At 71.8% G+C, this 14,941-nt stretch carries 12 protein-coding genes; 10 read left to right on the plus strand and 2 right to left on the minus strand.

Annotation, left to right across the window (positions count from 1 at the left end; genetic code table 11):
* Window positions 1-33 precede the first annotated feature (33 nt).
* Window positions 34-915: a PRD domain-containing protein gene (locus tag ACWEBX_RS11815; RefSeq protein ID WP_451884721.1), complete on the plus strand. Its 882-nt coding sequence runs from the start codon at window positions 34-36 to the stop codon at window positions 913-915.
* A 69-nt stretch (window positions 916-984) separates the two neighbouring features.
* Here the strand turns inward: ACWEBX_RS11815 and ACWEBX_RS11820 are convergent, their stop codons facing one another.
* The gene (locus ACWEBX_RS11820) at window positions 985-1,506 is read right to left on the minus strand and encodes a hypothetical protein (RefSeq protein WP_451884722.1); all 522 of its coding nucleotides are present in this window, start codon (window positions 1,504-1,506) and stop codon (window positions 985-987) included.
* Between the two features lie 390 nt (window positions 1,507-1,896).
* Here ACWEBX_RS11820 and ACWEBX_RS11825 point away from each other — a divergent pair, with 390 nt between their 5' ends.
* From ACWEBX_RS11825 to ACWEBX_RS11855, 7 genes are all read left to right on the plus strand, one after another.
* Entirely contained in the window at window positions 1,897-4,431 is a 2,535-nt protein-coding gene (locus ACWEBX_RS11825; protein WP_451884723.1) for an ATP-binding protein, read from the plus strand.
* Window positions 4,432-4,584: 153 nt separating this feature from the next.
* Window positions 4,585-6,435, plus strand: coding sequence for an APC family permease (locus ACWEBX_RS11830; protein ID WP_451884724.1), 1,851 nt, complete (start codon window positions 4,585-4,587; stop codon window positions 6,433-6,435).
* Between the two features lie 255 nt (window positions 6,436-6,690).
* Window positions 6,691-6,780 carry a K(+)-transporting ATPase subunit F gene (gene kdpF, locus ACWEBX_RS11835; protein WP_055544543.1) on the plus strand — a complete coding sequence of 30 codons (90 nt, stop codon included), beginning with the start codon at window positions 6,691-6,693 and terminating at the stop codon, window positions 6,778-6,780.
* 32 nt (window positions 6,781-6,812) lie between these two features.
* Window positions 6,813-8,474 (plus strand): potassium-transporting ATPase subunit KdpA, encoded by a 1,662-nt coding sequence (kdpA, locus tag ACWEBX_RS11840; protein WP_451884760.1) that lies wholly within the window; start codon window positions 6,813-6,815, stop codon window positions 8,472-8,474.
* Window positions 8,474-10,609 carry a potassium-transporting ATPase subunit KdpB gene (gene kdpB / locus ACWEBX_RS11845; RefSeq protein ID WP_451884725.1) on the plus strand — a complete coding sequence of 712 codons (2,136 nt, stop codon included), beginning with the start codon at window positions 8,474-8,476 and terminating at the stop codon, window positions 10,607-10,609. Before kdpA ends, kdpB begins: the two co-directional genes overlap by 1 nt.
* 5 nt (window positions 10,610-10,614) lie before the next feature.
* Window positions 10,615-11,322: a potassium-transporting ATPase subunit C gene (locus ACWEBX_RS11850; protein WP_451884726.1), complete on the plus strand. Its 708-nt coding sequence runs from the start codon at window positions 10,615-10,617 to the stop codon at window positions 11,320-11,322.
* A 130-nt stretch (window positions 11,323-11,452) separates the two neighbouring features.
* Window positions 11,453-12,136 (plus strand): response regulator, encoded by a 684-nt coding sequence (locus ACWEBX_RS11855; protein ID WP_451884727.1) that lies wholly within the window; start codon window positions 11,453-11,455, stop codon window positions 12,134-12,136.
* Between the two features lie 52 nt (window positions 12,137-12,188).
* Here ACWEBX_RS11855 and ACWEBX_RS11860 read toward each other — a convergent pair whose 3' ends face one another.
* Entirely contained in the window at window positions 12,189-12,746 is a 558-nt protein-coding gene (locus tag ACWEBX_RS11860) for a universal stress protein (RefSeq protein WP_451884728.1), read from the minus strand.
* Window positions 12,747-13,070: 324 nt separating this feature from the next.
* Between ACWEBX_RS11860 and ACWEBX_RS11865 the strand changes: the two genes are divergently transcribed.
* Together ACWEBX_RS11865 and lysA are read left to right on the plus strand one after the other, a co-directional pair.
* Window positions 13,071-13,454 (plus strand): SAV_915 family protein, encoded by a 384-nt coding sequence (locus tag ACWEBX_RS11865; protein WP_451884729.1) that lies wholly within the window; start codon window positions 13,071-13,073, stop codon window positions 13,452-13,454.
* 11 nt (window positions 13,455-13,465) lie between these two features.
* A complete protein-coding gene (gene lysA / locus ACWEBX_RS11870) occupies window positions 13,466-14,893 on the plus strand; it encodes a diaminopimelate decarboxylase (protein ID WP_451884730.1) in 1,428 nt (475 codons plus the stop codon).
* Window positions 14,894-14,941: the final 48 nt, after the last annotated feature.

Raw genomic sequence — 14,941 nt, forward strand, 5'->3', positions numbered from 1 at the left:
ACGATGGAGATCGGACGGAAAGGAGGGCCGGCGGTGAAGGCTGTGCGTGTCCTGAACAACAACGTGGTCCTCGCGAGCGACGAGAAGGACCAGCCGGTCATCCTGACCGGGCGTGGCATCGGCTTCAGCTCCCACCAGGGCAAACCCGTCGACCCCACGCTCATCGAGCGTGTCTTCGTCCCGGCCGACGGCCGCGATCCCGCCGCGGGCTCCGGGCCCGACGCGGACCCCGACCGGCTGGCCGAGGCCATGGCCCTCATCAGCGAGGAGATCTTCGAAGCCGTCGTGACCGCCCTCGGCGACGCCGGTATCGAGGGGCGCGAGTCCACCCGCCCCACCCTCGCCATCGCGGTCGCCGACCACGTCGCCGGAGCGCTGGACCGGGCCGCGCGGGGCATCGTCATCGAGTACCCGCTGCGCGCCGAGGTGCAGACCCTGTACGCCACCGAGTACGCCCAGGCCCAGCTCCTGCTCCAGGCCGTCAACGAGCACGTGACCCCGCGACTGGATGCCTCCGAGGCGACCCCGCTCGCCCTCCACCTGGTCAACGCGGGCTTCGTCTCGGGCGATCTGTCCTTCACCTACACGATGACCGGGGTCATCCAGCAGATGCTCGCCGTCATCAGGGAGCGGTACGGGCTGGACGTCTCCCACGAGTCCATGAACGTGGCGCGGTTCATCACGCACGTGCGCTATCTCTTCGTACGGATCCAGCAGCGTCGGCAGCTCAAGGGCCACGAGTCCACGATCGGGAAGGGCATCCGCCAGTACTACCCGGAGGCGACCCGCACCGCGCAGCAGCTCGCGACGATCGTCGAGCTGCGTCTGGGACGCCAACTGAGCGAGGACGAGGTCTCCTACCTGGCGCTCCACGTGGCCCGCATGACCATGGAGGCCGACGACACGGCGGCGTGACCCCGCGACGCGACCCCGGACCGAGGCTCCCGGCCGCCGCCCGGACCGCTCGGCCCGGTCGCCCCGCCCTCATTGAGGGAGCCCCGACGCCCGCAGTACCGCCCGCACGGTCTCGTCGTCGATCCGGTGTCCCAGCCGGTCGAGGAGCTCGGCGCCCTCGCGCAGGGTGCCGAGCTCGACGGACCGGCGTACACCGGTGTCGAGTTCGTGCCAGATCAGCGGGTTCGCGGTGAGGACGCGGGGGTCGAGTTCCGCGCGGTGGCCGTGGACGTCCCGCAGCACCAGGTGGGAGGACACGCCGGCGTACTGCCGTACGGTCGTCAGCGCGTCCGTGTGGACGACGTGCCGGCGCCACGGCGTGCGGACCACCAGCCGGCCGGGCCCCGCGCTCACCCGGGGCGGCAGCAGGACGAAGCCCACCGCTGCCGACACCGTGACCCACAGCAGAGCGCGCAGTGGCGTCACGCTCCCCGCGTCCCAGTCGACGAGCAGGGCCATGGCGCAGAACAGCAGAGCGCACGTCACCGCGAGCCGCGCACCAGCACGCCAATTCCGGTCACCGGCCGAGCCGGCCGTTCCGCTTCGCTCCACGGAGTCGACGCTATGCGGGGCCACCGGATCCGGCGCCCGTCGCTGACGGACCCCTGACGCCCGCGATGCGGATACTGACGGATCCCATACGCGTGGCGCCGTCGATCTCGACGGCCGGAGCGCACAGCCGGACCCCACGCGCGGCCCCTCCGCCGCGGGGACGCCGAGTCGGCGTACACCGGCAGCAGGGCCGTGTCGCACATGCCCGGGTGCACGGACACGGCGGTGACGCGAGCGTCGGCGGCGCGTCAAGGCGGTGTCAAGGTCTCCGGGAACTCCGCCAAGGAAGCGCCAACAGCCGGGCCGCCCGGCGCGTGAGGCGGCTTCCCTGGAGGAGGGATCCTCCCGCACGGGGGAAGCCGGAGCAGGGAGAGGAGCGCGTCGGCGGCGATGACGGACGTACGGCCCGGACGACTGAAGGTCTACCTCGGGACGGCACCGGGGGTCGGCAAGACCTACCGGATGCTCGACGAGGGGCGCCGCCGTGCCGCCCGCGGGGCGGACGTGGTGGTGGGGTTCGCGGAGTGCCACGGGCGCCCGCGCACGGAGGCGATGCTCGAAGGCCTGGAGACCGTTCCCCGGTCGCCCTGCTCCTACCGCGGCGGACGCTTCGAGGAGATGGACCTGGCCGCGGTCCTCGGCCGGCGCCCGCAGGTCGCGATCGTGGACGAGCTCGCCCACGGCAACATCCCCGGAGACGGCCGCAACTCCAAACGGGTGCAGGACATCGAGGCCCTGCTCGCCGCCGGAATCGACGTGATCACCGCGCTGAACGTCCAGCACCTGGAGTCCCTCAACGACGTCGTCGAGAGGATCACCGGCGTGCCGCAGCACGAGACGGTGCCGGACGAGGTCGTACGCCGCGCCTGGCAGATCGAACTGGTGGACATGCCCGCCGAGGGACTGCGCCGGCGCATGGCCCACGGCAACATCTACGCCCCCGAGAAGATCGACGCGGCCCTCGCCAACTACTTCCGGACGGGCAATCTGACGGCGCTGCGACAGCTCGCGCTGCTGTGGCTGGCCGACCGGGTCGACGAGGCGCTCCAGGAATATCGCTCGCAGCACAGCATCGGCAGGGTCTGGGAGACCCGCGAACGCGTGATGGTGGCGCTGACCGGCGGACCCGAGGGCGACACGCTCGTACGGCGGGCCGCGCGCATCGCCGACCGGTCCGCCGGCGGCGATCTGCTGGCCGTGCACGTGGCCCGCAGCGACGGCCTGGCCGCCGGCGTCTCGCACGCCTCGCTGGCCCGGCAGCGCCGGCTGACCGAGGACCTCGGCGGCAGCTACCACTCCGTCGTCGGCGACGACGTGGCCACCGTGCTGGTGGAGTTCGCCCGCACCGAGAACGCCACTCAACTGGTACTGGGCACCAGCAGGCGGGGCCGCCTGGCACGCTTTCTGACCGGGCCCGGTACCGGGGAGACCGTCACCGAGCTGTCCGGGGACATCGACGTCCACCGGGTCACCCACGAGCGGGCCGGCCGGGGGACACTCCTGCCCTCCAGGCGGCGCACGCTGTCCACGGGCCGGATGGTCGCGGGACCGGTGGCCGGACTGGTGCTGCCGGTGCTGCTCACGGTCGTCCTCACGCAGCTCCGGGGACCGCTGAACCTGACCAGCGAGGCGCTGCTGTTCCTGCTCGCGGTGGTGGGTGTGGCCTGCATCGGCGGGGTCGTCTCGGCGGTGATCGCGTCGGTGACGGCGTCCCTGCTGCTCAACTACTGGTTCATCCCGCCCATCGGCGCGTTCACGCTGGGCGACCCGAACGCGCTGGTGGCCCTCGCGGTGTTCGTGGTCGTGGCGGCCACGGTGGCGGCGGTCGTGGACCGGTCCTTGCGGCTGTCACGCCGTTCGGCCAGGGCGACGGCCGAGGCCGAGACCATGTCGTCCCTGGCCGGAAGCATCGTGCGCGGGGAGGCGACCATTCCGGCCCTGCTGGAGCGGACGCGCGAGACCTTCGCGATGGAGTCGGCGGACCTGGTCGACGAGCCCCCCGACACCGCCGGGACGACCGTCGTCCCGGCGGGCCCCGGCGCCTTCCTCGCCCTGCGGGGCCGCACGCTCTCCTCGTCCGAGCGACGGGTCCTGGCCGCGTTCGCCGCCCACGCGGGTTCCGCGGTCGAGCGGGCCCGGCTGGCCGAGGCGGCGGCCGAGGTGGAGCCCGTGAAGGCCGCCGACCGGCTCCGTACCGCCCTGCTGCGGGCCGTCGGCCACGACCTGCGGAGCCCGCTCGCCGCCGGCTGGGCCGCCGTCACCTCCCTGCGCAGCCGGGACGTCGACTTCACCGACGAGGACCGGGACGAACTCCTCGCCACCGCCGACGAGTCCATGGCCAAGCTCAACCGCCTGGTGGAGAACCTGCTCGACCTGAGCCGTCTGGAGGCCGGCGCCCTCACCCTGGACCTGCGCCCGACCACCCTGGAGGAGGTGCTGCCCATGGCTCTGGCCGACCTCTCCGACGTGCGGGTGGCGGACGTGGAGCGCGTTCCCGCGGTCCTCGCCGACCCGCCGCTGCTGGAACGGGTGATAGCCAACCTGGCCGGCAACGCAGCCCGGCACACCCCGCCCGGGAAACAGGTGCTGGTCACGGCCAGCGTCCTGGCCGGGCGGGTGGAGCTGCGGGTCGTGGACCGCGGGCCCGGTCTCCCCGTCGACGGCCGGGACCGGCTCTTCGAACCCTTCCAGCGGCTCGGCGACACCGACAACAGCACGGGACTCGGCCTCGGGCTCGCCCTCGCACGCGGCCTGACCGAGGCGATGAACGGCACCCTCAGCCCCGAGGACACCCCCGGCGGCGGCCTCACGATGGTGGTCGCGCTCCCGATGGCGGGACAGGCGCAGGGTGCCGAACCGGCCACGGGACAGCACCGCGCGGCCGCCGCCCCCGAAGCCTCTCCGTCCCCCTCTCGTCGTCCCTGAGGACCTCCTCGTCAAGGTCCTGTCAAGGGAGGCCGATCGGGCGCGAAGAAGGCGCAAGGAACGGCCACCGAGACGGGAACCGGACCGAATCTGGGTGCACCCGCGGGCCTTTCGGCCGTCGCGCGGGGCTCAGGAACAAAGGAGTACGCACCCATGTCCGTCCTCATCCGGACCACCGGGCAACCCGATGCCGTCCCCGGCGGCGAGGAGCCGCCCGACAGCGGCGAACGGCATCGGCTGACCGCCGTCACCGGGCTCGCGGCCCTGTCGCTGGACGCGATGGCGTCGGTGGCCTACGGCCCCGAGGCGATCGTCCTCGTCCTCGCCGCCGCCGGCGCCCGTGGACTCGGCTTCACGATGCCGGTGACCCTCGCCATCGCCGGCCTGCTCGCGGTGCTGGTGGCCTCCTACCGGCAGGTGATCGCGGCCTTCCCGGACGGCGGCGGCGCCTACGCCGTGGCCAAGAGGCACCTCGGCCCCCGCACCGGCCTGGCGGCCGCGGCCTCGCTCGTACTGGACTACGTCCTCAACGTCGCGGTCGCCGTGACGGCCGGCGTGGCGGCCCTCACCTCCGCGTTCCCCGCCCTCTACGACGACCGGATGTGGCTGTGCCTGGCGGTGCTGGCCCTGGTCACGGCCGTCAACCTGCGCGGGATCGTGGAGTCGGCGCGAGCGTTCATCGTGCCGACGGCCGTTTTCGTCGGCGCGATCCTCGTCCTGATCGTCGTCGGTCTGTTCAGGTCCCACCCCGTGAGCACGGCGACCGCGGCCGGGCACGCCTCCGTCCTCGCGGACAACGCCTCGACCGTGGGCGCGCTGCTCCTGCTGAAGGCGTTCGCGTCCGGTTGTGCCGCGCTGACGGGCGTCGAGGCCATCGCGAACGCCGTCCCGTCCTTCCGGGCCCCGCGGGTCCGGCGGGCCCAGCGCGCGGAGGTCGCCCTCGGCGCCGTACTCGGACTGATGCTGATCGGCCTGTCGGTGCTGATCGGCCGCTTCCACCTCCAGCCGGTCGAGGGCGTCACCGTCCTCGCCCAGCTCGCGGACGCCTCCTTCGGCCACAACTGGGCCTTCTACGTCATCCAGTTCGCCACGATGACCCTGCTGGCGCTGTCCGCGAACACCTCCTTCGGCGGGCTCCCCGTCCTGCTGAAGCTGCTCGCCCGAGACAACTACGCCCCGCACATGTTCGCCCTGAAGGCCGACCGCCAGGTCCACCGGCACGGCGTTCTGACGCTGGCCGTGGTCTCGGCCGCGCTGCTGGTCTTCTCCGGCGGCGACACGAACACCCTGGTGCCGCTGTTCGCCATCGGTGTCTTCGTCGGCTTCACGATCGCCCAGGTGGGCATGGTGAGGCACTGGTGGCTCGAGCGGGGACCGGGCTGGCGCGGGAAGGCGGTGCTGAACGGCTTCGGCGCCGTGCTCACGGGCGTCGCCACGGTCGTCGTCACCGCGAGCAAGTTCACCGAGGGCGCGTGGTTGATCGTGATAGCCGTCCCGGCGCTGGTGGCGGCCTTCGAGGCCGTGCACCGCGCCTACGGCCGGATCGGCGAGCGGCTCGGCCTCGGCCGCGTCCCCGAGACTCCGCACCGGGAGCGCTCCCTGGTGGTGGTACCGGTGGCCTCGCTCTCCCGCCTGACATCGGAGGCGCTGACGGCGGCGGCCGCGCTCGGTGACGAGGTCCGTGCGGTGACCGTGTGCTACGCGGACCCCGAGGACCGGGCGCGGACGTACGCCTTCGAGCGTGCCTGGGCGTTGTGGGACCCGGGCGTGGAGCTGGTGCGGCTGCCGTGCGAGCGGCGCGGTCTCGGCCGCCCCGTCGCCGCGTACGTCCGTGCGGCGGCTGCCGCCGCGCCCGGTACCCGGGTGACCGTGCTGATCCCGGAGGCCGAACCGGAGCGGCTGTGGCAGCGCCTGCTGCAGAACCAGCGGGGCGCGGTGGTCGCCCACGCGGTGCGGCGGGAGACCGACGCGGTGATCTGCAGGCTGCGCTTCCGGCTCATGTGACACGAGCCACCTGCCGCCACCCTGGCCCGACCGGCTGACGGATCAGTGGCCGTAAGAGTCGCGTCAAGGCGGGGAGCGCCGCCGTATGGGAGTCGTCAACGGCGGCCGCATCCGGCCAGGGAGGCGGTTTCCTCTAACCGTCCGATGCAAAACGAACCTCCCCTAGGAGCTCGCGATGGCCGATCTGGCCTTCGTCGTCACCATGATCGCGGTGTTCGCGCTGGTGGCCCTCGTCGCCAAGGGGGTGACGAAGCTGTGACTGCCGAGAACATCGTCGGCCTGATCGTGGCCGTCGCCCTGCTGGGCTATCTGGTCCTTGCCCTTGTCTTCCCGGAGAGGTTCTGACTGTGACATCAGCTTCTGTCGCAGCGGACGGCATGAGCCCCGTCCTCGCCGGCGTCCTCCAGTTGCTCGCCCTCATAGGCGTGCTGGCGCTCGTCTACATCCCCTTCGGCAATTACATGGCCCGGGTCTACTCCTCCGAGAAGCACCTGCGGGTGGAGAAGTGGGTCTACAAGGGCATCGGCGCCAACCCGGACGCCGAGATGACCTGGCCCGCGTACCTTCGCGCGGTCCTCGCCTTCTCCGCGGTCAGTGTCCTGTTCCTCTACCTGCTCCAGCGGCTGCAGGGAGTGCTGCCGGGCTCGCTGCACTTCGGCTCGGTCAACCCGGCCCAGTCGTTCAACACGGCCGTGTCGTTCGTGTCGAACACGAACTGGCAGTCGTACTACGGCGAACAGACCATGGGTCACGTCGTGCAGACCGCCGGTCTGGCCGTGCAGAACTTCGTCTCCGCGGCGGTCGGCATGGCGGTCGCGGTCGCGCTGGTGCGGGGCTTCGCCCGCTCCCGTACCGGTGAGCTGGGCAACTTCTGGGCGGACCTGGTGCGCGGCACGCTGCGCATCCTGGTGCCGGTCGCCGCGGTCGCCGCGGTGATCCTGGTGGTGTGCGGGGCGATCCAGAACTTCTCCGGTATCCACTCCGTGGGTCAGTTCATGGGTGGCTCGCAGCAGTGGAACGGCGGTGCGGTCGCCTCGCAGGAGGCCATCAAGGAGCTCGGCACCAACGGCGGCGGCTACTTCAACGCCAACTCCGCCCACCCCTTCGAGAACCCGACCCCGTTCTCGAACCTCTTCGAGATCTTCCTGATCCTGGTGATCCCGTTCGCGCTGACCCGCACGTTCGGCGTGATGGTCGGCTCGGTGAAGCAGGGGTACGCGATCCTCGCCACGATGGCCACCATCTGGATCGGGTTCACCGCCCTGATGATGGCGACCGAGTTCCACCACCACGGCGCGGCCTTCGACCTCGCGGGCGGGGCGACGGAGGGCAAGGAGACCCGCTTCGGCGTCGCCGGCTCGTCGATCTTCGCGGTGGCCACGACGCTGACCTCCACGGGAGCGGTGAACTCCTTCCACTCCTCGTTCACCGGACTCGGCGGCGGTATCACCATGCTGGGCATGCAGCTCGGCGAGATCGCGCCCGGCGGCACCGGATCCGGCCTCTACGGCATGCTGATCATGGCGATCATCGCGGTGTTCATCGCCGGCCTGATGGTGGGCCGCACCCCCGAGTACCTCGGCAAGAAGATCGGCGGCCGGGAGATGAAGCTCGCCGCCTGCTACATCCTCATCACGCCGGCGCTGGTCCTCGTCTTCGCCGCGGCCTCCATGGCGTTGCCGACCCCGCCGCACTCGATGCTCAACTCCGGTGCGCACGGATTCTCCGAGGTCCTGTACGCCTTCACCTCGGCGGCCAACAACAACGGCTCGGCGTTCGCCGGCCTGAACGCGAACACCGACTGGTACAACACCATGACCGGACTCGCGATGCTGCTCGGCCGCTTCCTCCCCATGGTGTTCGTGCTGGCCCTGGCCGGTTCGCTCGCCGGACAGAAGCCCGTCCCCGTGACCGCGGGCACCCTGCGGACCGAGAAGCCGCTGTTCACCGGTCTGCTCGTGGGCGCGGTCCTCATCATCACCGGTCTCACGTACTTCCCGGCCCTCGCCCTGGGCCCGCTCGCCGAAGGACTCGCGTGATGACCACCCGTACAGAGAAGGCAGAGGACTCGATGTCCACAGCCACACCCACCAGGGCGCCGCACAGCGACGTCCCCACCGCGCACAAGCCCACGGACGGACGGGTCGGAGCCGGTCTCTTCGACGCCGGGCAACTGATCAAGTCCGTGCCGGACGCGTTCCGCAAGCTCGACCCCCGGGTGATGGTCAAGTCGCCCGTGATGTTCGTGGTGTGGATCGGCTCGGTGCTCACCACCGCCTTCTCCCTCAAGGACCCGGGCGACTGGTTCGGCTGGACGATCAGCGCCTGGCTGTGGCTCACCGTCCTGTTCGCCAACCTCGCCGAGGCGGTGGCCGAGGGACGCGGCAAGGCGCAGGCCGACACCCTGCGCAAGGCCAAGACCGACACGGTCGCCCGCCGGCTGCTGCCGGACGGCTCCGAGGAACAGGTGCCCGGCACCGTGCTGACGATCGGTGACAGGGTCGTCTGCGAGGCCGGTGACATCATCCCCGGCGACGGTGACGTCGTCGAAGGTGTCGCCTCCGTCGACGAGTCGGCCATCACCGGCGAGTCGGCCCCGGTCATCCGGGAGTCCGGCGGCGACCGGTCGGCCGTCACCGGCGGCACGAAGGTCCTCTCCGACCGGATCGTCGTCAAGATCACGACGAAGCCCGGCGAGACCTTCATCGACCGGATGATCGCTCTGGTCGAGGGCGCGGCCCGGCAGAAGACGCCCAACGAGATCGCGCTGAACATCCTGCTGGCCTCGCTGACGATCGTCTTCCTGCTGGCCTGTGCCACCCTGCCGCCGCTCGCGGGCTACGCGGGCACCCATCTGACGATGGTCGTGCTGGTGGCCCTGCTGGTCTGCCTGATCCCGACCACCATCGGCGCCCTGCTCTCCGCGATCGGCATCGCCGGCATGGACCGGTTGGTGCAGCGCAACGTGCTCGCCATGTCCGGGCGGGCGGTCGAGGCCGCCGGTGACGTCTCGACGCTGCTCCTGGACAAGACTGGCACCATCACGCTCGGCAACCGGCAGGCCTCGGAGTTCGTCCCGGTGACCGGGACGACCGAGGCCGAGGTCGCCGACGCCGCCCAGCTCTCCTCCCTCGCGGACGAGACCCCCGAGGGCCGCTCGATCGTCGTCCTGGCGAAGGAGAGGTACGGACTGCGCGAGCGTCACCAGGGCGAGCTCGCCGGCGCCGAGTGGATCGCCTTCACCGCCCAGACCCGTATGTCCGGCGTCGACGTCGACGGACGCAAGATCCGCAAGGGCGCGGCCGGTTCGGTCATCGCCTGGGTCAAGGAGCAGGGCGGCACGGTCTCCGCGGACGCCGGCACCCTCGCGGACCGGATCTCCGAGGCGGGCGGCACCCCGCTGCTCGTCGCCGTCGAGGACGTGCACGGCGCACGGGTCCTCGGGGTCATCCACCTCAAGGACGTGGTCAAGGAGGGCATGCGGGAGCGGTTCGAGGAACTGCGCCGCATGGGCATCAAGACGGTCATGATCACGGGCGACAACCCGCTGACGGCCAAGGCGATCGCCGAGGAGGCGGGCGTCGACGACTTCCTCGCGGAGGCCACTCCCGAGGACAAGATGGCCCTCATCAAGCGGGAGCAGGCCGGCGGCAAGCTCGTCGCGATGACCGGTGACGGCACCAACGACGCCCCCGCGCTCGCCCAGGCCGACGTCGGCGTGGCCATGAACACGGGCACCTCGGCCGCCAAGGAGGCCGGGAACATGGTGGACCTGGACTCCAACCCCACCAAGCTCATCGAGATCGTCGAGATCGGCAAGCAACTGCTGATCACCCGGGGCGCGTTGACGACGTTCTCCATCGCCAACGACGTCGCGAAGTACTTCGCGATCATCCCGGCGCTGTTCGCGGCCGTCTACCCGGGCCTGGACAAGCTCAACGTCATGCACCTGTCCTCGCCCGACTCCGCGATCCTCTCCGCGGTCGTCTTCAACGCGCTCGTCATCATCGCCCTGGTCCCGCTGTCGCTGAAGGGCGTCCGGTACCGGCCCGTCAGCGCCGACAAGCTGCTGCGCCGCAACCTCGGGATCTACGGACTCGGCGGCCTGGTCGCCCCGTTCATCGGCATCAAGATCATCGACCTGCTCGTCTCACTCATCCCCGGAATCGGCTGAAGGACATGAACAACTCCTTTGTGAACACCGCCCGGTTGCTGGGCGCGGGCCTGCGGGCCCTGCTCGTACTGACCCTGGTGACCGGTGTCGTCTACCCGCTGGTCGTGACCGGTGTCGCCCAGGGCCTCTTCTCCGCGCAGGCGAACGGCTCCGAGATCAAGGCCGACGGCAAGGTCGTCGGCTCCTCCCTCATCGGCCAGTCCTACAACCTGCCGCTGAAGAAGGGCCAGGAGACTCCGGAAGCCGACCTCAAGTGGTTCCAGGGCCGCCCGGCCAACGGGCTCGGCTCCAACAGCATCAACACGCGGTACACGCTGATCCTCTCGGGCGCCACCAACCTGGCCGGCGACAGCGGCGCGGTCGACGGCACCTGCCCGGCCAAGCCCGAGGACGGCACACTCTGCGCCCAGGTGCTCGCCGCCAGGACCGCCGTCGTCAAGGACAACTCGGTCCCCGGCTACACCGTCGAGCCGTCCGCCGTACCCGCCGACGCCGTCACCTCCTCCGGCTCCGGCCTGGACCCGGACATCTCCCCGGCCTACGCCGAACTCCAGGTCCACCGGATCGCCGAGAGGAACGGCCTGCCCGTCGCCCGGGTCGAGAAGCTGGTCGAGGACCACACCGAGGGCCGCACCCTCGGCTTCATGGGTGAGCCCCGGGTCAACGTCCTGGAGCTCAACATCGCGCTGAAGGACCTCGCGGCGAAGCAGTGACGGTCTTACGCCACCCGCAGGGGAGCCGGCGGCCCGGGAGTCACCCCGGACCGCCGGCTCCCGCCGCCATGAAGTCGGCCGTGCGCTGTCCGCGCCACCGGTCCGACGTACGACAGGAGACGCACACCCCATGACCCGGGTGCTCGTGGTGGAGGACGACCCGCAGCTCGTACGGGCCCTCGTCATCAACCTGCAGGCACGCCACTACGGCGTGGACGCCGCCCCCGACGGAGCGACCGCTCTCCGGCTCGCCGCCACCCGGCAGCCCGACGTGATCCTGCTCGATCTCGGCCTGCCCGACCTCGAAGGCGTCGACGTCATCAGGGGCATACGAGGCTGGAGCCGCGTGCCGATCCTCGTCCTGTCCGCCCGGCGGGCGTCCGACGAGAAGGTCTCCGCCCTCGACGCCGGAGCGGACGACTACATCACCAAGCCCTTCAGCATGGACGAACTCCTCGCCCGGCTGAGGGCCGCCGTCCGCCGCGTCGCGGACCTACCCCTGGCCCACGAGACGAGCCTGGTCACGACGGAGCACTTCACCCTCGACCTGCTCGCCAAGAAGGCGGTACGGGACGGGCGCGACGTGCGGCTGACCCCGACCGAGTGGCATCTGCTGGAGATCCTGGTGACCAACCGCGGCCGGCTGGTCACACAGCGGCGGCTTCTCCAGGAGGTCTGGGGCGTCTCGCAGAGCGACAAGACCAACTATCTGCGGGTCTACATGGCGCAGTTGCGCCGGAAGCTGGAGACGGACCCCTCCCGGCCCCGCTACCTGATCACCAAGCCGGGCATGGGCTATCGCTTCGAGGGATGACAAGGCGCGGGGAGGGCTGTGCGGCCGGCGGCATCGGCGCCGGCCCCTGGGTCTACCTCGGATTCGTGCCCTCCCGCTCCAGGTCACCGGTGTCCAGGCGCAGCCGCAGGGCGTTGCGGCGGTGCGCGGCTGTCAGCGCCGCCCGCAGCGGGGAGGGCGGGACCGCGAGAACGGGACAGACGGCGTGGGCGAGGCAGTGGCGGCCGACCGACGGCCACAGCGCGCGGCGCAGCAGGCCCCGCCCGCCGGCGCCGACGACGAGGAGGTCGCCGTCCCGGTCGGCGACGCGCACCAGCGCCGGTCCGGGAGCGCCCCGGACGACGAGCGCCCGCCCGGGCAGCCCGGTGCCGGCGCTGCCGAACGCGTCGCGCAGCGCTTCCCTGAGCCTTTCCCCGGCGAGCCGCTCCCACTCCGGGACCAGGAACCTCGTGGCCGGGAACCTGCGGGCGGTGAGATCCCCCTCCGGAGGCTCCCAGGCGACCACCGGCCAGAGTTCCGCGCCGCGGAGCCGGGCCTCCTCGGCGGCCCGGCCCAGGACGGTGAGGCACCCCGGTGAGTCGCCCACTCCGACGACGACGCGAGCGGCTGGGGGCTTGGGGGACTCGGACATCGCGTTCACCTTCTGCACGTGCCGGCCAGGCGTTCCCGGCCGGCGATTCCTTTGGGCAACCGCCTCCATCTCACCCCCGCGTCCGTGCTCCCGGCAGTCCGCGCGCCCGTTCTTGGCGCCCTTCTGACGGTCCTCCGGGCGCCCTCCCACCAGCGGTGTCAGCGGTCCGTCAAAGTCGTCCGGCTCCTCGTCAACGTCCCGTCAGGACCGTTCCCGCCGACCGGAGGTCCGGGCATAACGTCGGCAGTGAACCCCGGCCCGGCTCCCCGCGTCCGGGGTCCCACAGCTCCGATCCCACACTCCCTGCCCTTCGGGAGGCACCCCATGACAGAACTCCTCCACGGCGAAGACCCCGAGCCCGCCGATCGGTTCCCGGCCGGACCCCTGTACGTACCGGTCCGGCCGGGTCCCTCCGGGTGTGCGGCCCGGCTCTTCCGCACCCCCCTCGGCCGGCGAACGGCCGTCGGCTTCACCTCCGAGCGCCGGCTGACCGCCACCCTCGGCTCCGGCCAGGCGTGGATCCGGCTCGCCGAGCCCGCGCTGCGCGCGCTGACCGCGCCGCTCGGCGTCACCACCGTCACGGTCGACCCGCAGTTCACCGCCCCGGCGCCCGGACGCGTCACGCCGCCCGTCGCGGTCGCGCCCGCGGCCCCCGTCCCACCCGCCGGGCCGGTCACGCAAGAGATGTCCGCGCTGCGGATCGCCTGAGAGGAGCCACGATGACCACGGTTCACGAACCAGCCACCGCGACCGCCGCCACCACAACTACCCCCGCCGCCACAACTACCGCGACCGCCACAACTACCGCGACCGCCACAACTACCGCGACCGGCACCGCCGCCACCGCCGTGGCCGGCCTGTCCGTGTGGCCCGCCTCCACCACCGAAGCACCGCACGGCGACCTCGCCGTGGGTGGCGTACCGCTCGCCGAGATCGCCGACCGCTTCGGCGCCCCCGTCTACGTCCTGGACGAGGCCGAGGTCCGCGACCGCTGCCGTACCTACCGGGACGCCTTCCCCGAAGCGGAAGTCCTCTACGCGGCCAAGGCGTTCCTGTGCCGCGCGATGGCCCACTGGATGGACGAGGAGGGCTTCGGCCTCGACGTCTGCTCCGCCGGCGAACTCGAACTCGCCGTCACCACCGGCTTCCCGCCCGAGCGGATCGTGCTGCACGGCAACGCCAAGTCCCCCCACGACCTGGACCTCGCCCTGCGGCTGGGCGTCGGCCGCATCGTCATCGACAGCCCCTCCGAGATCGCCCGGCTGGCCGCCGCCGTCGGCCCGGACGGCCACCAGAAGGTGATGGTCCGCGTGGTGCCCGGCATCCGCGCGGGCGGCCACGAGAAGATCCGCACGGGAACCGACGACCAGAAGTTCGGCCTGTCCATCGCCGACGGCTACGCGGCGCACGCCATCGCCCGGATTCTCGACCAGCCGCAGCTCGAACTCACCGGTCTGCACTGCCACTTGGGCTCGCAGATCACCAGTGTCACGCCGTACCGGATCGCCGTACGACGCCTGGTCGGCCTCATGAGCCGGCTCCACGAGCAGCACGGCCTGGTCCTGCCCGAACTCGACCTCGGCGGCGGCCACGGCATCGCCTACCGCCCCGGCGAACCGGCCCTGGACCTCACCGCGCTGGCCCGCAAGGTACGCGCCGAACTCGCCGACGCCTGCGCCACGGCCGGACTCCCCGTCCCCCGCCTGATCATCGAACCGGGACGGGCCATCGCCGGACCGGCGGGCATCGCCGTCTACCGCGTCCTGTCCGTCAAACACACCGGCGAGCACGTGTTCGTGGCCGTCGACGGCGGTATGAGCGACAACCCGCGCCCCGCCCTGTACGGCGTCCGCTACGCCCCCCGCCTGATCGGCCGGCGCAGCACCGCGGACCCGGCCCGGGTGACCGTGGTCGGCCGGCACTGCGAAGCCGGCGACATCCTCGCCGCCGACGCGGACCTCCCCGCCGACGTACGCCCAGGCGACCTCCTCGCCGTCCCCGTGGCCGGCGCGTACCACCTGTCCATGGCCTCCGGCTACAACCTGGTCGGCCGCCCGCCCGTGGTCGCCGTACGCGACGGACGGGCCCGCCTCCTCGTCCGCCGGGAATCCCTGGACGACATCCGCCGCCGCGACGTGGGCCTGTGACCGGCCGCTGATCTCCGGGCGGGCCGGTCCATCCTCCCTCGCCGACCG

The sequence above is a fragment of the Streptomyces sp. NPDC005070 genome (assembly GCF_053600395.1).

What these genes read in the sequence shown, in the direction of transcription:
- ACWEBX_RS11825 (WP_451884723.1), top strand. Translation starts at nt 1,897, where the DNA reads ATGACGGACGTACGGCCCGGACGACTGAAGGTCTACCTCGGGACGGCA.
- ACWEBX_RS11830 (WP_451884724.1), top strand. Translation starts at nt 4,585, where the DNA reads ATGTCCGTCCTCATCCGGACCACCGGGCAACCCGATGCCGTCCCCGGC.
- kdpA (WP_451884760.1), top strand. Translation starts at nt 6,813, where the DNA reads ATGAGCCCCGTCCTCGCCGGCGTCCTCCAGTTGCTCGCCCTCATAGGC.
- kdpB (WP_451884725.1), top strand. Translation starts at nt 8,474, where the DNA reads ATGACCACCCGTACAGAGAAGGCAGAGGACTCGATGTCCACAGCCACA.
- ACWEBX_RS11850 (WP_451884726.1), top strand. Translation starts at nt 10,615, where the DNA reads ATGAACAACTCCTTTGTGAACACCGCCCGGTTGCTGGGCGCGGGCCTG.
- ACWEBX_RS11855 (WP_451884727.1), top strand. Translation starts at nt 11,453, where the DNA reads ATGACCCGGGTGCTCGTGGTGGAGGACGACCCGCAGCTCGTACGGGCC.
- ACWEBX_RS11860 (WP_451884728.1), bottom strand. Translation starts at nt 12,746, where the DNA reads ATGTCCGAGTCCCCCAAGCCCCCAGCCGCTCGCGTCGTCGTCGGAGTG.
- ACWEBX_RS11865 (WP_451884729.1), top strand. Translation starts at nt 13,071, where the DNA reads ATGACAGAACTCCTCCACGGCGAAGACCCCGAGCCCGCCGATCGGTTC.
- lysA (WP_451884730.1), top strand. Translation starts at nt 13,466, where the DNA reads ATGACCACGGTTCACGAACCAGCCACCGCGACCGCCGCCACCACAACT.